The organism is Alkalihalobacterium chitinilyticum (genome assembly GCF_029028005.1).
Lineage (GTDB): Bacteria > Bacillota > Bacilli > Bacillales > Bacillaceae_F > Alkalihalobacterium > Alkalihalobacterium chitinilyticum.
Genome location: NZ_JAOTPO010000005.1, coordinates 156,408 through 178,148 on the forward strand (window position 1 = coordinate 156,408; position 21,741 = coordinate 178,148).

At 36.9% G+C, this 21,741-nt stretch carries 18 protein-coding genes; 8 read left to right on the forward strand and 10 right to left on the reverse strand.

What is annotated here, in order from left to right:
- Window positions 1-214 precede the first annotated feature (214 nt).
- A complete protein-coding gene (locus N7Z68_RS09420) occupies window positions 215-541 on the forward strand; it encodes a hypothetical protein (protein WP_275118225.1) in 327 nt (108 codons plus the stop codon).
- Between the two features lie 307 nt (window positions 542-848).
- Here the strand turns inward: N7Z68_RS09420 and N7Z68_RS09425 are convergent, their stop codons facing one another.
- The 3 genes from N7Z68_RS09425 to N7Z68_RS09435 form a co-directional block, all read right to left on the reverse strand.
- Complete coding sequence (locus N7Z68_RS09425) at window positions 849-1,700, reverse strand: LAGLIDADG family homing endonuclease (protein ID WP_275118226.1); 852 nt, start codon at window positions 1,698-1,700, stop codon at window positions 849-851.
- A 291-nt stretch (window positions 1,701-1,991) separates the two neighbouring features.
- Window positions 1,992-2,135, reverse strand: a complete 144-nt coding sequence (locus N7Z68_RS09430; RefSeq protein ID WP_275118227.1) for a hypothetical protein — start codon at window positions 2,133-2,135, stop codon at window positions 1,992-1,994.
- 259 nt (window positions 2,136-2,394) lie between these two features.
- Window positions 2,395-3,843, reverse strand: a complete 1,449-nt coding sequence (locus N7Z68_RS09435; protein WP_275118228.1) for a tryptophanase — start codon at window positions 3,841-3,843, stop codon at window positions 2,395-2,397.
- 247 nt (window positions 3,844-4,090) lie between these two features.
- On the opposite strand from N7Z68_RS09435, the gene N7Z68_RS09440 reads away from it, so the two are divergent.
- Window positions 4,091-5,752, forward strand: a complete 1,662-nt coding sequence (locus N7Z68_RS09440; protein WP_275118229.1) for an alpha/beta hydrolase — start codon at window positions 4,091-4,093, stop codon at window positions 5,750-5,752.
- 92 nt (window positions 5,753-5,844) lie between these two features.
- Here N7Z68_RS09440 and N7Z68_RS09445 read toward each other — a convergent pair whose 3' ends face one another.
- Together N7Z68_RS09445 and N7Z68_RS09450 are read right to left on the reverse strand one after the other, a co-directional pair.
- Window positions 5,845-7,971, reverse strand: coding sequence for a hybrid sensor histidine kinase/response regulator (locus tag N7Z68_RS09445; protein WP_275118230.1), 2,127 nt, complete (start codon window positions 7,969-7,971; stop codon window positions 5,845-5,847).
- Between the two features lie 240 nt (window positions 7,972-8,211).
- Entirely contained in the window at window positions 8,212-8,892 is a 681-nt protein-coding gene (locus tag N7Z68_RS09450) for a response regulator transcription factor (RefSeq protein ID WP_275118231.1), read from the reverse strand.
- A gap of 178 nt (window positions 8,893-9,070) precedes the next feature.
- Between N7Z68_RS09450 and N7Z68_RS09455 the strand changes: the two genes are divergently transcribed.
- Together N7Z68_RS09455 and N7Z68_RS09460 are read left to right on the forward strand one after the other, a co-directional pair.
- Window positions 9,071-10,603 (forward strand): aldehyde dehydrogenase family protein, encoded by a 1,533-nt coding sequence (locus tag N7Z68_RS09455; RefSeq protein WP_275118232.1) that lies wholly within the window; start codon window positions 9,071-9,073, stop codon window positions 10,601-10,603.
- A gap of 40 nt (window positions 10,604-10,643) precedes the next feature.
- Entirely contained in the window at window positions 10,644-11,861 is a 1,218-nt protein-coding gene (locus N7Z68_RS09460) for an iron-containing alcohol dehydrogenase (protein ID WP_275118233.1), read from the forward strand.
- A 117-nt stretch (window positions 11,862-11,978) separates the two neighbouring features.
- On the opposite strand, the gene asnB is transcribed toward N7Z68_RS09460, so the two are convergent.
- Both asnB and N7Z68_RS09470 read right to left on the reverse strand, forming a co-directional pair.
- Window positions 11,979-13,952, reverse strand: coding sequence for an asparagine synthase (glutamine-hydrolyzing) (asnB, locus tag N7Z68_RS09465; RefSeq protein WP_275118234.1), 1,974 nt, complete (start codon window positions 13,950-13,952; stop codon window positions 11,979-11,981).
- A 301-nt stretch (window positions 13,953-14,253) separates the two neighbouring features.
- Window positions 14,254-15,183, reverse strand: coding sequence for a nucleoside hydrolase (locus N7Z68_RS09470; protein ID WP_275118235.1), 930 nt, complete (start codon window positions 15,181-15,183; stop codon window positions 14,254-14,256).
- A gap of 168 nt (window positions 15,184-15,351) precedes the next feature.
- On the opposite strand from N7Z68_RS09470, the gene N7Z68_RS09475 reads away from it, so the two are divergent.
- Entirely contained in the window at window positions 15,352-16,029 is a 678-nt protein-coding gene (locus tag N7Z68_RS09475) for an N-acetylmuramoyl-L-alanine amidase (RefSeq protein ID WP_275118236.1), read from the forward strand.
- Window positions 16,030-16,135: 106 nt separating this feature from the next.
- On the opposite strand, the gene N7Z68_RS09480 is transcribed toward N7Z68_RS09475, so the two are convergent.
- From N7Z68_RS09480 to N7Z68_RS09490, 3 genes are all read right to left on the reverse strand, one after another.
- On the reverse strand, window positions 16,136-16,321 hold the full coding sequence (locus N7Z68_RS09480; protein WP_275118237.1) for an antitoxin VbhA family protein: 186 nt from the start codon (window positions 16,319-16,321) through the stop codon (window positions 16,136-16,138).
- 81 nt (window positions 16,322-16,402) lie between these two features.
- Window positions 16,403-17,125, reverse strand: a complete 723-nt coding sequence (locus N7Z68_RS09485; RefSeq protein WP_275118238.1) for an HAD family hydrolase — start codon at window positions 17,123-17,125, stop codon at window positions 16,403-16,405.
- A 136-nt stretch (window positions 17,126-17,261) separates the two neighbouring features.
- Complete coding sequence (locus N7Z68_RS09490; protein WP_275118239.1) at window positions 17,262-17,777, reverse strand: acyl-CoA thioesterase; 516 nt, start codon at window positions 17,775-17,777, stop codon at window positions 17,262-17,264.
- A gap of 202 nt (window positions 17,778-17,979) precedes the next feature.
- Here N7Z68_RS09490 and pepV point away from each other — a divergent pair, with 202 nt between their 5' ends.
- From pepV to N7Z68_RS09505, 3 genes are all read left to right on the forward strand, one after another.
- The gene (gene pepV, locus N7Z68_RS09495; protein ID WP_275118240.1) at window positions 17,980-19,398 is read left to right on the forward strand and encodes a dipeptidase PepV; all 1,419 of its coding nucleotides are present in this window, start codon (window positions 17,980-17,982) and stop codon (window positions 19,396-19,398) included.
- A gap of 150 nt (window positions 19,399-19,548) precedes the next feature.
- Window positions 19,549-20,268: a TspO-related membrane protein gene (locus N7Z68_RS09500; RefSeq protein ID WP_275118241.1), complete on the forward strand. Its 720-nt coding sequence runs from the start codon at window positions 19,549-19,551 to the stop codon at window positions 20,266-20,268.
- A gap of 213 nt (window positions 20,269-20,481) precedes the next feature.
- Complete coding sequence (locus N7Z68_RS09505) at window positions 20,482-21,372, forward strand: hypothetical protein (RefSeq protein ID WP_275118242.1); 891 nt, start codon at window positions 20,482-20,484, stop codon at window positions 21,370-21,372.
- The last annotated feature ends 369 nt before the right edge of the window (window positions 21,373-21,741 follow it).

Consider the following 21,741-nt stretch of genomic DNA (forward strand, 5'->3'; position numbering starts at 1 on the left):
ATATAAAAAGATAGGATTTGCAAAGCTCAACAACAAAAGACAAATTTGCTGTTTGAGAGTTGACAAATAACGGGCGTATATCACATTAACTATAATAATGTTATGTAAACTAAATAACAAGTTACTAGATACTGCAGCTTCTTTATGATAGAGTAATAGTATAGTTAGGTTTTATTACAAAGTGTCACTAAAAATAATAGATGTAGGTGATAATATGATGAAACAAGAGCTATCTAATTTTTTTATTCAGAAAATTGAAACCGCAAAAGTACAGTTTGAGCGAACAATCGATTGTAAGCACACCGAGTTTGACGATTTATATCCATACATGAGTGAACAGCCACAATTCTTTTGGTATAAACGTTATGTAGCATGGCAAGAATTATTAACAGTCGTAAAACTAGCTCAAGAATTAGATCTAGACTGGAGCCAATCATTTACAGAAAAACAAGCGAAATATGTACAATCAAAGGTTCTAGATGCTAAAGTATTAGATTATTGGTACGAAGAAGTAAATTCTGAAGAAGAATCAAAAAAATAAATAATAACCACAATAAAATGCACATAATTATTGTTTGATACTAAATCCAGTACAGAAATTATTCTGAACTGGATATTTTTATGGACTTAATTTAATGATTTATATAAACGATTATGTAAATATCGTACTTAATGTAACATGTTCAAAAAATGATTTTTTTGATTCTGTCTCACTATTTTAAGTTTACTCAGGTTTTGAGACCAGAGATCTTTTTATTTTTTGAGTTCCAATAATATATATTATGTAAACTAGAAAGAAGTGAAAAATTAAAACTTACATCCACTTCTGTAAGTTTTATAAGAATTAATTATTTCTTCTTGATTCGATTTATAATCTCGAAGTTTTTATGATTTAATAAGTACTCTAAGTATGACATTTGTTCTTTAGAGTGTTGAGACATATTTATACGTTTATAAGTTAAGTATTCACCAATCTCAACCTTATATATTAGTTTTGACAAAGTAATTAAATGATCTTTACCTTTTACCCATACACGGTAAATAGGATTACCTGTTTTTGTTTTATTTATAATAATCATCGAATTTAATTCCCACGTTTGAAAAATAAAATGCAATTGTTCAGCAAATGATTTACTAGCTGACGTAACATTCATCGTATACCCCTCATGATCGACCCATCCATCACCATCAATAACGCCTCTTACAAATGAAGGTAAAAATTCTGCTGGTACATCTGGGAATTGGACAGTTAAAGACTTATTCGCATGAATTCCTAGTTGCATTAAGTCTTCTTTGATCTTCTTAGAATTAATAATTAAGGTTGGTGTTTTTCTTGTAGGCCGAATAGGCGCCAACACGTAATCAGCTTCCATCAAATCGGCAACCAATCGCAGCATTCTTTCGTCCTTTTGAGTTAGAGTTACACTATGAATTTTGTTATTAACACAGCCATCGGTTAAAAACAAACCTAATACCCAAGCCATCTCATGGCTCCAAACTTTAAAGAAATGTTCGTTCACTTTATGCTTACGAGGCTGTCCTGAATATTGTTTACGATTTATTTCTATCCCGTTTTTATGGATCACATTACGAATGGCACGATCGGATAGTCCGATTATTGGTTGCATCTCCTTATACGACATTCCGCTTTTATACATCTCAATTATTATATCATCTGTTATCGCAGGATTTCTCGGCATTCTTCTCCCTCCCTTTCGATTTTACACTTATCATTTTTGTTAAAGGAAATCTCATGTAGTAACCTTTATCACCATTATACGAACATATGTTTTTAATAACAAGTGCCGTCAATTTGTTCTTTTGTTAAGAGTTTTTAAATAATGTAAAAATCATTAATCGTCAATTCGCTTACGAATAATGTTGATTACTGATTTTTTGTACAAAACAAACACCCACACTCTATTTCTTTAAGAATAAGTGCGGGTGTTTGTAAGTTTTTTCGTCATGTCTGCTTTATCTTATGGAGTCCGTTACCGATAGCTGTACAATTTGAAAAGATTAAAAAATGGAAGTTTAAAATATAAACAACGTCTTTTTGTTCTTGGCTGTTCACTCATTTCAACATCTTCCATTAATGCTTGCATTGACAGCTTAAATTCTCTTGGCGACATCATAATGTGACCTCCTTTCTATTGTAATAAAATAGGACTTACATCACTACTATATATGTATTTTACAGGTAGGTGCAATAATTAAGACTTGTTTTATTAAAAAAATTTACTCTATTTAAAATTATGTGAAAAATGTATTGGTGAATGCTCTTTATGCTGCCTCCAGACAAATAAAAAGGCGCACCCTTAAAGGGTTACGCCTCATCTTATAAAATTAGCATTATCTTATGATATCTTTTTGCCATACCATTTTTAACTTCTTTTACAAACTTTCACCGAAATCTTCTCTAAACTTAGCTGCTAATTGTTCAGGCCAATTCGAGTTAGCTTCTAATCTTCCGAAAAAGAAGCGTAATACTTTTGGTTCTTCAACATATGTTAAACCGCCAATGAGATCACGGTTTTCGTATAGCCATGCGATACGGTCGACAGCATATTTCACTTGAGAAAGAGTATATACACGGCGCGGCATCGCTAACCGTAGTAATTCCATGTGTGCTAACGTTTCACTTCCATCTTCTTCTCTTTGTTCGGATAATGTTCCCCTTTCCATTCCTCTGACACCACTGACTAGATATAGTGCTGCTGCGAGAGCACCTGCAGGATACTTTGTTTGTGGAAGGTGATCAAGAAATTCCATCGCATTCAAGTGGCAACCTAACCCGCCCGCAGGAGTTACAACAGGAACACCTTTTTTTACAAGTTCGTCAGTCATATACGCGATAAATTGTGGACCTTGATTGATCATATTCTCTTCCATTGTCTCTTCTAAACCGATAGTTAAAGCTTCCATTTCGCGAACAGACATTCCGCCGTAAGTAAGGAAGCCTTCGTAAAGCGGAACCAGTTCACGCATCTTAAGATAAGCTTCTTTATTGTTTGTACAAACTCCTCCACCACGAGCACACCCGAGTTTACGTGCAGAGAAATAAACAATATCACACAGATCAGAAATGGCCCCTGTAATCTCTTTAATGCTCATCTCTTTACATTTTTCTTCTCGCTGTTTAATAAAGTAAAGATTGTCTGCTAACAAACTAGCATCCAGAACGAGCATAAGATCATACTTATCGCAAACTTGTCGCACTTCTTCTAGGTTTTCTAAAGCAAAAGGCTGACCGCCAATAAGGTTTGTTCCTGCTTCTACACGGACAAATGAGATTTTTTCTCGACCATGCTCTTCAATTAGCGCATTAAGTTTGTCTATGTCCATGTTCCCCTTAAAAGGATGCTCGCTCGTAATTTTTAATGCTTCGTCTGTGAAGATCTCCTCTACAGTTCCCCCGTTTATCACGATATGAGCTTTAGTTGTTGTAAAATGATAATTCATTGGGACGATTGTTCCTGGTTGAACAAACACTTGTGAAATAATATTTTCACAAGCTCTTCCTTGGTGCATAGGTAAGAAAAATTCTTTTTTAAATATTTCTCGTACTTTATTGTCCAATTTAGTAAACGTCGTAGACCCTGCATAGCTGTCATCCGCCTCTAACATAGCGGCTTGCTGTTTGTCACTCATTGCATTAACACCGCTATCCGTTAGCATGTCCATGAATATATCATCATTTTTCAGCAAAAATGTATTAAAGCCTGCTTCCTCGATTGCCTCTAAGCGACGTTCAACTGGTTTAAGGTTGATTTTCTGTACAATTCGCACCTTATGCATCTCTAAAGGTACTTCTTCCCCATAATAAAATTTCACTTCAGACACGATTTCTCCACTCCTAATCTCTATTTTACTATAATTTATCTGAATATTAAGATAAATTAATACCGATTATACCCAAATGCAGGCGATAAAACAACAAATTATCCAATCATTTTACAAAAAACTAGTAAGAGTAATTTTTCTATATGGAGACAACCTATAAGTTACTACATCACCAGTACTGTGAATAGGGTCATTTTACGCAGTTAATTCGTGTAAGTAAAAAGTACTTTTTATGAGGAGGAACTACATGAAAAGTTTCCTGCTGAATGAAAAGAATAAACTGCACTATTGGATACAGGCATTAGTCGTTGCAAATGGTTTGTCAATCGTAGTTGGGTTTATCTATTTACTAACCAACGTGTCTCATGGACTTTGGAATATTTTTGGAATTTTACTGTTCTTAACATTAATAGGTAATGTTCTAGTAACGATAGTAGATCCTCGTAGTGGAAGGTTAGAGTACTTTTATCTATGTGTGACCATCCTAACACTGCTCATTGTTCCAATTATGAACAAATATGTATCTGAGCAAGTGACACATGCGAGTTCACGTAGTGTTATTTCTATATTTTTGATTTTTTTATTATTTATATTAGGTGGAATACTTGCGTTTAATAAGCTTTATCATCTAAAAAATCATCAGGTTTTATCGCAACAAGCTTTAACTAAAAGTAAGAACATTCGTCCGAATAAGATCATTAAAAGTATTCTCGTGTTCTTATTAAGTACCATTCTTGCTCTCGGGATTTATGTATCTTATGAATTATTAATAGGTAGGGGCGCTAATTTTGTAGAGGTAGCTGTTCCCCAGCTTTCTTTATTTTTTAGTATCATCTTCTTGGCAGTTACCGTACTCATTATAAAAATAACAAATTTGAGGTTATATGTTAGGAGGTTGGTTCTCCTACTTGGAATATCGCTCGCAACGATCTTTACTCTACCGGTAATCATGACACCAGTCACCATTAGTGAAACCAATATGAACTATATTCAAGCTTTTCGTTCAGACCCGAAACAGATCATACCAACGGACGACAAGATGTATTTTATGCAGACTCCCTTTTCTTTACCTGATTATTTTTATGGATCAAAATCAGGTAGATACCGTGTGAAAGAAAATATTCTTTATTACGAAGGTAAAGAAGGTGTTGATAAAGGAATTAAGCTGCATTTTGACGTCTATATGCCTCCAGCTAATGAAAAGGATCTTCCAGGTAATCGTTCAGTATTGATACGAATTCATGGTGGTGGCTGGACTTCAGGAGATAAAGGTTCATTAAATAACGCTCAATTGAATAAACACTTTGCCAGCCAAGGTTACGTGGTGTTTGATGTTCAGCATGGTCTTAGTGATGGAGAACGGGTGTTTAAATTTCTTAAAGTTCCGGACAATATTGTCGGTAGTTTCTCAACAGATGATATGGTCCGCCATATTGGAATATTTACAGACTATTTGGCAGATCACTATAAGGAATTTGATGCAAATCTAGACTCTGTCTTTGTGTCTGGTAACTCTTCAGGAGGACATTTAGCAACTGCTGTTGGTCTTGTAAATGATCGATACGATTACTTAAATCCGAAACTTAAAATCAAAGGCGTTATACCTGTATATCCGGCAAACGGGTTAGCCTCTGTCGTGGGTATAGATGGTTCGGACGATATTATGGATCCTTCTCTTTTAGTAGCAAATGATAGCCCCCCGGTATTAATTTGTCAGGGTACACACGACGGAATTGTTGATCAAACGATTGCTATTCAATTTGACAAGACTTATAAAAAAAGAGGAAATGCAAAATCAGCCTTAATTCTGCTTCCCTATGCTGGACATGCAAGTAACTCCTATTATTCAGGTAACTTCAATCAATTGTTTATCTATTATATGGAACGTTTTATGTATCAATTTAAATAATGAATTATCCCCCTTGCTAAACAAGGGGGATGTTTTATGTATCTATATTAAATCTGGAGTGAACATGTGTTTATAGGTATACGATACTTACTTTATTTCCTATACATCTCAAGCGTTCGTACTAATTTATCCTTACCAATTGGTTTGGTGATGTGAAGGTCACACCCTGCTTCTAAACATTTTTTTTCATCTTCCTTTAATGCATAAGCTGTTAAAGCAATGATTGGCGTATGAGGAAGATGGTTTTCTTGTTCAATTCTTCTTATTTCTTTTGTTGCAGTAAAACCATCCATGATCGGCATTTGGATATCCATAAATATGATATCGTATTTGTTGTTAATAAATTGCTCAACAGCTTCTTTTCCGTTAACTGCTGTATCATAAGAAACATCTATTTTTTTTAGAAAATGCTCCATCAATAACATATTATCAGGCGTATCTTCGACCACTAATAACTTCACTGGTTCATTAGTGGTTGCTTCTTCAGTTTCTAGAACATTTCGCTCTACTTGTTCGATGTTATATTCATCCTGATTTTCCACATGCGGTTCAATTGAAACTGTAAAATAAAATGTACTGCCTTTCCCCTTTTCACTTTCAACCCAAATCTCACCGCCGATCATGTCCACGAGCTTTTTAGATATAGCAAGACCTAACCCTGTTCCACCATAAATTTTTGTTGTTGACATATCTTCTTGTGTGAATTCTTGAAAGATCGTCTCAAATTTATCAGGAGAGATACCTATCCCAGAGTCACGTATTGTAAAAATCGCATTTCCTTTTCTTTCTCCAGTATACTTCTTTAATGAAATGTCGACTGATCCTTTTTCCGTAAACTTGATGGCATTTCCAATTAGATTAATTAATATTTGCCGTATTTTGGCTTCATCACCAACGACCATATCAGGAACAAATGTATGATGCTCTATTGTTAGATCAATGCATTTGTTTTGTGCTTGATAAATAAAGATATCTACAACTGAATCAAGTAACCTTCTGATTGAAAAAGGATCTTTTAAAATCGTAACTTGACCTGCTTCTATTTTGGATAAGTCCAAAACCGAATTGATTAAAGACGATAAGTTTTCCCCGGCATGCTTAAACACAGAAACGTACTTTCGTTGTTCGATGGTTAGTTTTGTATCAGAAAGTAAATCACTCATCCCAATAATCGCATTCATCGGAGTTCTAATCTCATGAGACATCGAAGCCAGAAATTGTGATTTAGCTTTAGAAGCTTCTAGTGCTGCATCTCTTGCTTGAATTAATTGATTTTTGATCTGCGTTTCTTTTTTCAATTGCTTTGATATAATGATTGGAAACACAACAGCGATGACTAACAAAGAAACGATCGTTATAACGATTGTCATTACATTGATTTGCTTCAGTGGTTCATTTGAAAGTGCTAGCAGCAAATAATAGTCCTCATGAATGGGGGTGCTATAATAGCTCACATCATGACCAAGTAATGGTAATGAACGGATAATGGGTTCATTTTCACCTCGCTGGCGGTCTAAGCTATAGATATCAAGCTCGGTTGGAAGACTAGCCACTTGGCTGTTGTTCGATTGTAAGATCTCGCCCTCCTTGCTCACGACAGCTGTGAAAATAATTCGATTGGAATGCGTTTCCTGAATTTTATCAAAAATAGAGCCAACACCAATTTCCTCTTCAAGTTCGAGAAGCATTTCCCCGCTTCGGCCAATTTGGATTATACGGGGCATGTCGAAGCCGCTAACACCTACGTATTTATAAATATCAGTGTCAACTGTTCGTTGTTGAGCTGGTTGAACGATTTCATTATGTTCACCTGATAGTAGTTTTAAAAATTCATAGGCTTGACTATCTGGTGCGTTGCCGAAATTAAATTCTATTTCACTAGCATAATTCGTTAAGACTGTATTTCCTTTATCGTCAGTCACCCAAAACTCATCAATATGTGAACGCTCCTGAATTTCTAACAACTCGTCCCTTGATACACCTTTTGCTACAAGTAATGCTAATAAGTAGGATTGGGCAAGCATTTCCATCTCTAATATTTCTTCTGCCGTAGTCCTTGCTAATTTTCCATTAGCGATAGACATAGCTACAGTTTTGGTCAATTCATTCCCATGCTGATAATATTTATTCGCAGCTTGCGAATAGATAAGTATAGCAACGATGACAATTATAAAACAAGCGACAATAATTACGTTAAAATAAAGCTTCTTTTTTTCCATTCTCTAAGTCCCCCAGATTTACCCAGCAAAATGACATTGTGTAGTTCTCTTTGCTTCACACTATTACTAAATCTGAGTATATACTACTTTAGACTTATATCTAGACACTAAATGGAATAATTATTTCTTTTTTGTGAATTTTACCAGTTTATTAGGGAAAATGACTCAGATGATGAGCAGAAACGGATCTCAACAGAAAATTGTAACATAGCTATTGAAGCTAATAAATGAAGAGTCATTCTAGATAATAAGCCCATTCCGCATCGCCACAGCAACAGCCTCGGTTCGGTGTTTTGTACCGAGCTTTCGACTAGCGGATGTTAAGTAATCACGTACGGTAAATTCACTAAGACCCATAAAATCTGCCATTTCTTTTAAACTGTATCCGTACGATAGTTTTTGCAGCACTTCTTTTTCGCGCTTACTAAGTTTCTGTCTGCCACTTGAGTGTGGGAAGAGCCATTGAGCCGAAATTTGAAAGTATTGATACAGTGCATCAATTATATCTTTGGTTACTTCCTGCTCTTCGATAGACCGGTCAATTAGTGCTGTTCCGATTACCGTGCCGCTATAACATATCGGTATAATCACGAGTGAAGTTAACTGGAATTGTTCTATGTATTGGATGGGCCAATTTTTTGGTTCGATGATTGTTTGATGTGGCCTTTTTTGCGATAAAGCATAATAAATGGGTGGAAAGTTGCGAACATCTTCTTTTATCATGTTTAATGGTTCTATAGTATCTTCTTCAATAAGGATGATCCCTTCTCCAAGATAATTTAAAGGCGAGTAGGTATAGATTGTCCCCCTTTTAAACGGAAAGAAAATTGTACAACCTCGCATGATCCATTCAACCCTTTTCAATGGATCCTCTATCGTTTGTAAACGATGAATGTAATCAAACATTCTTGCATTTAACATTCGACAATATTCACCCCTCTATTTTCAGTACTGTTACAAGAAGTCTTTTGTATATAAAATTAATTTAAGTAAGCGCTCACTTATCAGAATTTTTAGACTTAATAACTTCATTATAATCTGTCACCCTGTGGTTTTAAAGTATTTTTGTTTCGTTTGAATGAAAAAGGAGGCTTTCTTTATGACGGTAAATCTTGAGGTATTGAACTTTCCATTATTTATTAATGGACAATGGGTCCCTTCTCTTACAGGAGAAACGTTTGATGTAAAAAACCCGGCAACTGGAGAGGTCGTTGCAAAAGTGGCGAAAGGTAATGAGGCCGATGTAAACGCCGCTGTACAAGCTGCCAAAGTAGCTTTTGAAAATGAAGACTGGGCGTATATGAAGCCAAAGGACCGCGCGCAAATTTTAAATACAATTGCACACTTAATTACGCAAAATGCAGAAGAATTAGCGTACTTAGAAGTCATTAGTTCAGGTGCTACCGTACGCCGCGTATCGAGCAATGATATTTTACAGATGGCAGATTTATTTCAAACGATGGCGAAATTTGTGGTAGAGTATCCGTTTTCTGAAACATTACCTGTTCCTCCTTTCCCGGGTCCAGCTCATAACTTCGTTTGGCGTGAACCAATTGGTGTGTGTGCAGCAATCACTCCTTGGAACATGCCGATGTTAATTGCAACTTGGAAAATTGCTCCGGCTCTTGCGACTGGAAACACGATTGTCATTAAGCCAGCTTCTTATACCCCGTTAACAACTTTGAAGCTAGCAGAAATTATTTCTCAAGTCGTACCTCCAGGTGTAATTAATGTAGTTACTGGCTCAGGAAAAGAAGTAGGTGAACCATTAGCAATCCACCCGGATGTCGATAAAATTGCGTTTACAGGCTCAACAGAAGTCGGGAGAAATATTATGAGTCTCGCTTCCCAAACCATTAAAAATACGACATTAGAATTAGGCGGTAAATCTCCTAATATTTTATTAGATGATGCGAATTTAGAACTAGCTTTACCTGGAAGTTTATTTGGGGTCTTCCTCCACTCTGGTCAACTATGTGAGTCTGGTACGAGATTATTTGTTCCAGACGAGTTACACGACGAGGTTGTCGAGGGCTTAGTGGCGCTGACGAAGAAACTGAAGCTTGGTCATCCATTAGAGGAAACAACTGACGTCGGTCCGGTTATTTCCAGTCAGCAACGTGATACCGTTTTATCTTATATTGAGTCGGGATTAAGCGAAGGTGCGACACTCGTTTGCGGCGGAAAAGAAGTGACTGTTGCAGGTTGCGAAGGCGGACACTTTATCGAACCAACTATTTTTACAAATGTAACGAATGATATGAAAATTGCCCAAGAAGAGATTTTTGGCCCAGTACTTAGTGTGATCCGCTATTCTGATGTGGATGATGTTATTAAACAAGCGAATGATACGATCTACGGATTAGCTGCTGGTGTTTGGACAGAAGATGTTAATAAGGCCTATAAAACAGCTAGACAATTACGATCTGGTGTCGTTTGGATCAATGACTGGCATATGTTACGAAATGACGCCCCGTTTGGAGGATATAAGCAAAGCGGAATTGGCCGTGAAATGGGGAAACAATCTCTAGATGCTTATACTCAATTAAAACATGTCCATACTTCCATGGTGTCTGATTTGAAAAATCGACCTTGGTACCAAATCTTATTCTCTGATACGAATTCAAACTAATTCGGTTTCTAAAATCATATCAAATTAATGGGGTGATCTTTTGTTAACGACAACTTTATCTCAATTTATGTTACGTACAGGTATTTATAGTGGATCGAATACGCGTGCTCTCGTTCCTGATCTGTTTAAAGGGCTGGGTGCCAAACGTGTTGTTTTATTTAGTGATCGAGGACTAGAGCAAGCTGGGGTTGTAGAAAAAGTAGCACAAATTTTTGAATTAACTCCACATGGTACAGGTCCAGAACTTGCTGGTATTTACTTAGATATTGCTCAAGATGCAGAAAGTTCTTCTGTCAATGCGGCAACAAGATATGCTAGAGAAGTTGGTGCAGATGCGCTGTTAGCGGTCGGTGGCGGCAGCGTGCTAGATACGGTTAAGGCTGTTAAGTACTCTCTTCATAAAGGGCTTACGAATATAAATGAAGCGATTCCTGGAGGGTTTTTATACGAATCTTTCCCACAAGCCAATTATATTCCGATCCCGCATATTTCAATTCCTACGACTGCTGGAACAGGATCGGAAGTCTCTCCTATCTCTGTCGTTTATAATGAAGAAATTAAAATGAAAACTAATATGATTAATCCGTTTATTGCTGCCGATATGGCTATTTTAGATCCTGATTTAACAGTCGGTTTGCCACCGTTTATCACGGCATTTACTGGTTTTGATGCATTAACACATGCCATTGAAGCACTCGCCTCTCCTACAGCCACTGGATTAACGGATGCATATGCGCTTCATGCCATTCGTTTAATTGAAAAGAACTTACCGATTGCGGTTGAAAATGGTGCAGATAAAGCAGCACGGATGGAAATGTTACAAGCAAGCTTAATGGGAATTACAGCCTTCAGCTTTGCATTGAATGCAATTCCGGTTCATAATTTTGCCCATGCGTATGGAGCGCTTTTTCGTATCCCGCATGGCTTAGCCAATGCCGTCTTCTTACCAGTTGTCATGGAGTCGGTTCCTGATCTTTACTTACCAAAAGTAAAAGAACTGGCAGAAGCATTAAGTGTAGGCACGTTAAGCGGTGATGATCCGCAATTACTTTTGACTCAAATTGTGGACAAAATCAAAGGGCTTCAGCAAAAAATCGGCTTGCCAGCAAACTTTGATTCTTATAATATTTCAGACAGTGATCTAGAGCAGACGATAACCGCAGTATCAATGGATCCAGCTGCACTTAATTTCCCTATGCCTCCTGAACTGATACGAGCGATCGGAGAGAAAGTAGTGCCGTTGCAAATTAAAAATTAAGGCATAAAAAAACGTTTGGTATTCGTACCAAACGTTTTTTAGTGAAACACGTGCTTTATTGTTCAAATACAAGTTCTTTTATGAGTTCAATTATTTATTCGAAACGAACAGAGGTGATCATAAATTAACCAGGTTGTCTTCCCTTCCATATTCTTTAAGTATACTTGCATGCGCTTGATCTTGATGATCATTTTCAAACTTGTATACCCCTTCAACAAAAATTTGGTGCCAAATCATGAAGCTTAAAACAGCCCATAAATAACGACTGCGGTCACCTAAGCTTTGTTTACTTTTCCAGAAGCTTGACTTAAAATCGTCTTTTCCTTGCCGGTGCTTTTCAAGCTGTTTAAGAATATAGTCCTTATTTAACAGGTAATCCGTGTTACTCTCATGAATGAGCGTCCTTGCCCAATCATACAATTCATTTTGAAGCCAATGACGCAATGGAACCGGGAAGCCTAGTTTTCTCCTGTTAACTATTTGATCAGGAACAATATCTTCAAGTGCTTTTCGAAGGGCATATTTTGTTGTCTCTTGCGTTACTTTGATCGACGAATGAAGTTGTGACGCGACTTCAAAAACTTCCTTATCAAGAAATGGAACTCTTAACTCAATAGAATGTGCCATCGTCATTTTATCGGCTTTAACAAGAATATCTCCTCTTAACCACGTGTGCATATCAATATATTGCATTTTAGTGACATCATCTAAATGAGAGACCTTATCGTAGTATGGTTTCGTAATGTTGTTGTATGTCCATTGAGGATTATAATTTTTTAATAGTTGCGCTTTCTCAAGTTCACTAAACAACTTTGCATTCCCAATGTACCGATTCTGAATTGGAGTACAAGCTCTTTCAATATAATTTTTCCCCTTTATGCCAGAAGGAAGCGTCTGCACAATCGACTTCAGAACTTTTTTGCTGTTCCCTGATAACGATGAAAGTCTCTTTAAAGACAGAGGTTCTCTATAAATACCATAGCCGCCAAACAGTTCATCTGCTCCTTCACCTGATAATACAACTTTTACGTGTTTACTTGCTTCTCTAGCTACGAAATAAAGAGGAACTGCGGCCGGGTCAGCAACAGGGTCATCCATATGCCAAATGATTTTAGGTAATTCCTGAACGAACTCTTCTGGGGTGATCTGATACGAAATATTTTCAACCCCTATCTTTTCTGCGCTTTCTTTCGCAATATCTATTTCACTAAAGCCTTCACGTTCAAATCCAACAGTAAATGTTTTGATGTTCGGATGAATTTCTTTAGCGAGTGCGACAATACAGGTTGAATCTATGCCACTTGATAAGAAAGACCCTACAGGAACATCACTGCGCATATGGAATTGAACAGAATCTCTCAGGATATCGATTATTTGTTTAGTACTTTTTTCTACTGAAGAAATGACCGGAGTAAATGTCGGCTCCCAGTATTTCTTAATCGTCATCGGTTGTCCAACTTTTTTAAAGAACATTTCCCCGGGTTCCAACTTCTTTATATTTGCTGACATCGTCATAGGTTCAGGAACATACTGGTATGTTAAATAGTGATGTAAGGCCTCTTCATTAACGCTGTCTTTTTCTTGAGCTACGAGGATGCTCTTCTTTTCTGAGGCAAAAATCAATTCACTCCCAGACTCTAAATAAAATAATGGTTTTATTCCAAAACGATCTCTTGCTCCAAAAAGAGACTTTTCCTGTTTATCCCATATAACGATCGAAAACATTCCTCTTAATTCACTAAAAGCTTGTTCTCTTTTACTTGCAAATAATGCAATAATGACTTCTGTATCTGAATCGGTTTGAAACTTAAAACCTTGTTTTTGAAGTGTTTCTCTTAACTCTAGATAATTATAAATCTCACCATTAAAAACCATCCAATATCGTTCATTTTCATAAGAAAATGGTTGCTTACCATTTTCTAAATCGATAATGCTTAACCTTCTAAATCCAAGACTTACATAATGGTCAAAATAAAACCCAACATCATCAGGTCCTCTATGCGTAATTGTATTCGTCATGCGATAGAATGTTTTTTTGTCTATGTTCGATTTTCCGGCTTGTTTTTTTATATGAGCTACAAATCCGCACATATTTGTTTACCCCCTAAAGTCACTGAATCTTAGAGTTATTTATTTATTTTTATAAATTCTTCATTAGCTAGTAAACCGTTACCCAGAAAGCATGGATAACGGTTTATTTAACCAAAAATAGAAAGCCTGTTTCTCTAGGTCAGCATAAAATTTATAACTTTATTTTATATTATATCTTTGCAGAAAATATGGACAATTATCGAATTAGCTATTTTTTATTAAGATTTTGTCGTTACTAGTAATACTTTTGTCACATATGAGACCTACTTTATTTCAAAATGACGTTAAAGTTACACTCTCATCAAATAATATTTTTAAAGAGCAGCTCTTTAAACCTCTTAGCATCTACCTCTTCACAGATCGTCACATTAGCGTTCTTTTCTAGCAAATGATGTTGATCGATAATGACTTGTCCATAGGTTTGTTCACTTTTCGTTTCGACATACGCATACGCCTCGTATTTTTTTAAAATGATGTCATCTGAGATCGCGACGGCCATTGCCGTTGGATCGGGAAGGTCAAATCCTTTCTTTCCAAAACGCTTCTCGTCAAATTCTTCAACAGATTGATTACACCGTACACAAAACTTAGCGATTTCCGAACTTTGTTGCTGTAAGTATTTGATGTCTTCTTCGGATAGAAACGTCTTTCCTAAGCAAACATCCCAACCAACCATTGTTATCGGCATTCCAGACTGCAAGACAATACTAGCAGCTTCTGCGTCGACGTACATATTGAATTCAGCAACAGGAGTAATGTTTCCAGGACCAAGCCCAGCACCTCCCATTATGACGATCTTTTTAACCTTTTCTGCTATTCTCGGTTCTTTTAAATAGGCTAGTGCTAAATTCATTAAAGGGCCTAGTGTGACAACTTCTATTTCTCCAGGGTTACTCATAATAAGATGAATGATCGCATCAACGGCATGCTCTTGTTCTTCTGTTACTTTTGGTTCCGGGAGATTCATATCTCCCATTCCATCTTTTCCGTGGACAAACTCTGACGTAAATAACTTTCTCATGAACGGCTTTCCTACTCCCTTATATACAGGAGGGATATATGTATTGGCTCGTTCAACAGAAACACGGGCATTTTTAGAGGCTAAATCCAATGGAACATTGCCAGCAACGACCGTGATCGCTTCGACTTTAATACTTGGTTCTCGAAGTGCCATAATAAGGGCAACGACATCATCTGAAGCTGTATCTGTGTCAATGATAACTCTCCTCACCTCGATCTTCTCCTTTTTCCACTATGTACGTTTAGTTTGACCAAGATGAACATTTTCATGAGAAGTTCTTCCTCCAAGGGTAAACTACTAACCATTTCTATTAAAATTCCTTGTTTGTCTATACCGGTAAACAAACGAACCATAGAATAACTAACGAGGTGATGTAAAATGGTAAAAATCTTTATTGACCCTGGGCACGGCGGTGACGACGCTGGAGCTGAAGGCAACGGATTAGTTGAGAAAGATTTGGTATTAACCATTTCTCTAGAAATGCAGTCGATCTTAAATCGTTATCAAGGTGTAGAAGTTCAGTTAAGTCGTGAAGATGATCGTGCTGTTGGACTTTCAGAACGCGCACAAATGGCCAACGATTGGGAGGCTGATTATTTTATTTCTGTTCACGTCAACGCCGGCGGGGGTTCTGGTTTTGAATCCTATGTTCACCCTAATCGTTTTGAAGAAACTGAAGATAAGCGAGAGACGATGCATCGTGTTATCGTGAATACACTAGATGTAACAGATCGAGGTGAGAAAGAAGCGGACTTTGCTGTACTGAGGGAAACGGAGATGTCTGCTATTTTAACAGAAAACCTTTTTGTCGATAATGACGAAGAAGCCGAAAAATTAAGCAATCCTTCGTTTCTAACTGAGATCGCCCAAGCTCACGTAGATGGTCTGGTAGATATATTCGACCTTGAAGAAGTAGAGGGTAATGATCAAGAAGACGATGTTTTATATATCGTTCAAGTAGGGGCATTTGAAAACGAAGAAAATGCGAAGCGGTTGGCTGAGGAATTAGAAGCACAAGGCTATGAAACGCATATTAGAAGAGAAACTCGATCTTGATAGCACCTTTCTTTGGCCTTTTTGATACGGAGAATAAATGACGCTTTTATAAAAAAAGCTAAAGCTCACTTTATATTAAGGGAGCTTCAGCTTTCTTTTAGGTAACCTAATTTCCTTCTTCATCACTTGTCTGTTTTGCATACTCTAGTACTGTTTTGATAAAGTCTTCTTCACTAATCTCGCCGTTAAGGTGTTCGCGCACTAGCTTTTCATGCTTTTCCGTGATGACAAAACCAGATAGTTCGAGATTAGCTTTTGCCTGTTTAATCGCTTTTTCTAAGTCGCGTTCCAAAAGTACCCCCAATCCAATCTAGGAAACACATGATTTATAAGAGAAGTAAATTTACAGAACAGACGTTCATATAGAGGATTTTTACTTTGCAAATATCCCTTGACGTTGGACTATTCTCTCATATAAATCTTCTAACGTCCCACTCTCATCAAACGTATATTTCGGTGCCCCCCGGTCGATCACATGTCCTTCGACGAGGAACGTTTTCATCCCCAGCTCGCTAACGACCATATCTTCTTGGATATCGTTACCGATCATAATGCATTCTTCTGGGGTTACTTCGAGGCGATTACAAATCGACTCGTAATAATGAGTATGTGGTTTGGTAAATGTACTCTCCTCGTACACCGTCACCATTTCAAATGGCATATCCGCAACGCCTGCCCAGTTTAAACGATGATGAATCGCTACTTTTGGAAACACTGGGTTTGTAGCAATTCCTACTCGGTATCCTTGTGAAACAACCTCTTCTACTACTTTTTTCGCTGTTTGCGTTGGCTTTGTTAAATGAGAGAACGTCGGGAAAACCGTCTCATAAAAGTGGTCTAATGTCGGCCAAATGTCTTCTTTGTTTACATTTGCAGCCTTGAGAAAGGTTTCTTCAAATACTTGTTCATTCGTTTTCATTGGATCTAAGTTTTTTATCATCGCTTCGGTTCCTGCCCATAGGGAGGGAACAAACTGTTGCGGCTCCACAATATGTGCAACTCGTGGAGCGAGTTCCTTAATGTATGTCTGAATAAAAGATTCTGTATCCATTGGGAGAAGTGTTCCATCTAAGTCGAATAAGATTACTTTTGCCATGATTATCGCCTCTTATATTTGTGAATTTTTTTACAATTTTAATAGAATGTTCAGCCCAAATTATAACATAAATACCATTTATAAAAAGTAAAGAGGCGTTACAATGGTGTTAAATTTAATTTTATCCCTGTCAATTTTACTTTTCCCACGGCTTCGTGATCGTTATAAATTCAGCCATTTCTTTACTTTGTTTTCTTCGTTCAATCCGAATTTTTGCTCGTTCTTGGCCCGTCTTATTTAATTTCTTTTCTTCTTCTGTTTCTGGGATTACTCCCGGAACTGGAATGGGGCGTCCGTCTTCTCCTAGACTAACAAACGTTAGAAAAGCAGTGGCAGCCATTCTTCTATCTCCAGAATTAAAATCTTCTGCAATAATTTTTACGAAGATCTCCATCGACGTTTTCCCTGTCCACGTTACAAAAGACTCTAAGGAAACCGCATCACTTTGATAAATAGGATTTAAAAAGTCTACCGAGTCGGTCGAGGCTGTTACGACATCGGTCCGACTATGAAGCCTCGCACTGATCGAAGCTACTTCATCTACATTCCTCATCAAAATACCACCGAATAGTGTATTATGATTATTCGTCTCATTCGGTAATACTAAGTGTGTCTTTATCACTCTTGATTCTTTTACGAATTTAGGTTTCATGGTTAAACCTCCTTCTTCCTACAATCATTATTCCTTATAAATAGACAGTGATAAACATTCTATTCGCAATGTTTTCTACAAAACCCTCCTATGATATAAAAAAGATCTGTATAATAGGAATGAAGTGTATATTTCGGGTTGCTAAGAAGTTTTTATTGGTCCTTCTCTTTTCTACATAAAACATATTAAGGAGTTGTTCAGAATGAATTGGTATGAAGAAGTAATGAAACGAAAAGATGATTTACTATTGGATTTAACGAACTTGCTTAAAATTGAAAGTACGAAAGATCCAGAAACGTTTTCGCCTGAAGAGCCGATGGGTAAGAATGTAGCTAAAGCTCTTGATTATATGCTGCATCTCTCCTCTCAACAAGGTATGGTTACAAAAAATCATCAAGGGTTTTATGGATATGGCGAATTAAAAGGTACAACCAATGATGAACATATAGCAGTGCTGTGTCACATCGATGTTGTACCCGCAACGGGAGAATGGACCTCGCCACCGTTTGAACCGACGATCCGTGAAGGAAAACTGTATGCACGAGGAGCCATTGACGACAAAGGACCAACGATGGCTGCATTCTACGCGGTAAAGCTTATAAACGAACTGCAATTACCATTAAAGCGTAACGTTCGGGTTATATTTGGGACAGATGAAGAAAGTGGAATGAGTTGTTTGAAGACGTATCGTGAAATAGAACAACCTCCAGTTGCCGGCTTTGCACCTGATGCTACTTTCCCAATTATTAATGCAGAAAAAGGACAAATTCATGTGAAATGTGGGATGACTAATGTAAGTGCTTCGGATGAAAGGTCACAAAGTCCTTTTACCCTCCGTTCTTTTACATCTGGAACTAGGGCGAATATGGTTCCTGAAACGGCAACAGCAATTGTTCATGGAGATGTTTCAACTATGTCGGTGAAGTTTACTTCCTTTTTGGAAAGCAATGATTTGCAAGGGGAAAGTGCAATTAATGGCGAAGAAATCACCCTGAACTTGAAAGGGCTGTCTGCTCACAGCATGGAACCTTTTAAAGGAAAAAACGCAGCCGTTCACTTAGCGCACTTTCTGAATACGTTATCATTAGATGCAAGCGGAAAAGAATATCTTTCATTTATCGATACGACCTTTTATGAAGATCATTACGGTAAAAACTTGGGTATTCATCATTCGGATGAGATTACAGGACCGTTGACAGTAAATCCAGCCATCTTTCAATATGAAGGAACGGAAGGATTCGTGCAATTGAATATCAGATATCCGGTAACAGCTCAGTTTGAAACGATTGAAAGTACAATTCAACGTGCCCTAAAAGCTACTTCTTTCAAGGTAGATGAGTTCCGTAATAAAAATCCTCATCATGTGGATAAAGATACACCAATGATCCGCTCCCTCCAATTGGCGTATCAAGAAGAAACAGGCAATGAACCCACCTTGCTTTCAAGTGGTGGTAATACATATGCAAGCTTGCTTCCGAATTGTGTTGCCTACGGTGCTGTCTTCCCTGGTAAAGAAATGACGGCCCACCAAAAAGATGAATATATTGAAGTCGATGATCTCTTAAAAGCTACGGCTATTTATGCGAGAGCCATTTACAACCTTGCTAATATGGAAGGATAAGTTATCCTGTGGCTTAGTGCCTGTGAAAGCTAATTTTATTGGAAAATTTACAAATGGACGTACCATACATGATTGGTGCGTCTTTTTCATATTATTTATAATTAGGTTAACGACCATGTTTAGAAAGAATTTATTAGAGGAGGTATTGAAATGGTGCTTATTTTTAATTGGCTTGCTTATTTACTCATGGTCGGCGTGAACGCACTTGCGAACATTATTCCGATCGGCGGGAAAACAACAGGAGAAATTTCCGCCAGACTCGAGGTATTATTTACTCCAGCCGGCTATGTTTTTTCTATTTGGGGTCTAATTTATTTGCTGCTTGGTGTGTGGCTTGTCAGGGGAATTCCTAAAAATCGCAGAAATCTTCCCTTATATACAGAAACAAGTCCCCTATTTATCTTAAGTTGCCTATTGAATACAGCATGGATCTTTCTTTGGCATTATCAATTATTTTTATGGACCGTCCCAGTGATGGTTAGCTTGCTTCTTACACTCATTTTACTATACCAAAAGGTCAAGGACACCGACCCAGCCAAAATGGATCAAGCCCCTTTTTCCATTTATCTCGGTTGGATTAGTGTCGCAACCATTGCTAATATTAGCTATGTATTAGTGGAATATAATTGGGATGGATTTGGCCTGTCACAATTGACTTGGACCATTAGCATGCTTATCGTAGCGACATTATTAGCTGTCTATTTTAGGATCCAACAAGATGATCGTCTATTTCCCCTCGTTTTCGTATGGGCAATTATTGGTATCGGTGTTCAAAATCAAGCGACTTACCCATCATTAGCTAACCTTACTTACGTGCTGGCAACAATTATTTTTATCGTTACGCTCCTCCCCATAAAGTCAAAAAGTTGACGAAATGTACGAGATAACAAGCCTAACCGTTCCCTCAATTTTTGGGTCAGATATGATCGGCACTTTTAATTTCCGAAAGAATTCATTAGAATGTAACTCTTTGGTTATTCTAATAAGTAATAGACCTCGAATTAGAGCTTAGAGTGAACCTTATTTATTCTAAGTATTATCTGGTCTAATGAACAAAGAGGTGCGGTTAGGTGGATTAAACTTATGAAAAATAGACTCTTATATCTTAGTTTGAACTTATGTTCGATACTCTTATTAATCTATACTTTACGTAGTAAAACCAAAAAGGTAAACAAGAAATACTTTTGGCCTCTATACTTTGCATTTACTGGACTCAATTACTTTTTTGAGTTCTTTGTTCTCGTGATTGGCAAAGCGTATGAATACGATCCCAAAATATTAAAAAAGCAATACTTTGATAGTATTTTCGGATCAACGGTTTCACAACTATTTGTCGTGCCAACGATTAGCTTGTTTATGAATATGTTCCAGTTAAAAACAAGATGGCCGACTTTTTTTTCTTTACTATTGTCTCTTGGTATTGAAAGTTTTTTTGTTAAACAAAAAATATTTAAACTCAATTGGTGGGCTACTCCATATACAACGGTAGGATTGCAGCTCTTTTATGTAATCGCTAAATACTGGACGATTCAAGTGACAGAAAAAAAGAATAGAGTATTTGAAGTGTTGACGGTCTTCTTTTCTGTGTTTGTCTGTTACTCAACGATGAACTTTTTACATGTTTCACTTTTTCGTACCTGTTTTTTCAATGTTCCCCTTTTTAAAAATAGATATCGTAGTCACGTTACGTTGTCTACTTTATACAGCGGCCTAAGTTCGATTTTTTTTGTTGTTGCGATTTTAAAAAATATAAAAAGAAGGGCTACGATAACGGTCGTTTCATTCATCTTGCTAGAAACTTTGTTAATTAAAGCAAAAGTTATAAAAATATATTCCTATCCGGCTTTTTATACAGCTTCACTCGTTACAAAGGTCGCTAGTATGGCTATTGGAAAGTTCATACACCAAAAGTTATATGAGAATAATGGATCTACTGCATTAGATTGTGACAAAAAAGAGGAAATGTTGGTCTAAGAAGCTATACTTGATTAACGAACAATGAAGGCGGTTTCATTCTGAATGGAACTGCCTTCATTTTATTTTTGATTGACTTCGAAAAAAACTATGCCATAATAATGAAAGTGGCATCAAAGAAAATAAACTTCATGAGAGCTGTTGCCTTTCTATCTTTGCAAGGGTAAGAGAAATCATCTAACGTTATCTTTTGTTGTATTGCTGCTTATAGATATGAATGATGAATGGAAAAACTATAAATATTATTTATACGGAAACTTTTTGTAAATACCACTGTGTGAGTACTGAAGGGGCCAATGTTGATTAACAATTAATCATCATTGGTCTCTTTTTTTGTGGAATGAATTTAGGTTATGTACATATTAAGGA

Bases quoted from the DNA above. Each gene is read 5' to 3' on its own strand.
- N7Z68_RS09440 (WP_275118229.1), top strand. From the start codon at position 4,091: ATGAAAAGTTTCCTGCTGAATGAAAAGAATAAACTGCACTATTGGATA.
- N7Z68_RS09425 (WP_275118226.1), bottom strand. From the start codon at position 1,700: ATGCCGAGAAATCCTGCGATAACAGATGATATAATAATTGAGATGTAT.
- N7Z68_RS09475 (WP_275118236.1), top strand. From the start codon at position 15,352: ATGGTAAAAATCTTTATTGACCCTGGGCACGGCGGTGACGACGCTGGA.
- N7Z68_RS09500 (WP_275118241.1), top strand. From the start codon at position 19,549: ATGGTGCTTATTTTTAATTGGCTTGCTTATTTACTCATGGTCGGCGTG.
- N7Z68_RS09490 (WP_275118239.1), bottom strand. From the start codon at position 17,777: ATGAAACCTAAATTCGTAAAAGAATCAAGAGTGATAAAGACACACTTA.
- N7Z68_RS09445 (WP_275118230.1), bottom strand. From the start codon at position 7,971: ATGGAAAAAAAGAAGCTTTATTTTAACGTAATTATTGTCGCTTGTTTT.
- asnB (WP_275118234.1), bottom strand. From the start codon at position 13,952: ATGTGCGGATTTGTAGCTCATATAAAAAAACAAGCCGGAAAATCGAAC.
- N7Z68_RS09505 (WP_275118242.1), top strand. From the start codon at position 20,482: ATGAAAAATAGACTCTTATATCTTAGTTTGAACTTATGTTCGATACTC.
- pepV (WP_275118240.1), top strand. From the start codon at position 17,980: ATGAATTGGTATGAAGAAGTAATGAAACGAAAAGATGATTTACTATTG.
- N7Z68_RS09455 (WP_275118232.1), top strand. From the start codon at position 9,071: ATGACGGTAAATCTTGAGGTATTGAACTTTCCATTATTTATTAATGGA.
- N7Z68_RS09450 (WP_275118231.1), bottom strand. From the start codon at position 8,892: ATGTTAAATGCAAGAATGTTTGATTACATTCATCGTTTACAAACGATA.
- N7Z68_RS09420 (WP_275118225.1), top strand. From the start codon at position 215: ATGATGAAACAAGAGCTATCTAATTTTTTTATTCAGAAAATTGAAACC.
- N7Z68_RS09485 (WP_275118238.1), bottom strand. From the start codon at position 17,125: ATGGCAAAAGTAATCTTATTCGACTTAGATGGAACACTTCTCCCAATG.
- N7Z68_RS09430 (WP_275118227.1), bottom strand. From the start codon at position 2,135: ATGATGTCGCCAAGAGAATTTAAGCTGTCAATGCAAGCATTAATGGAA.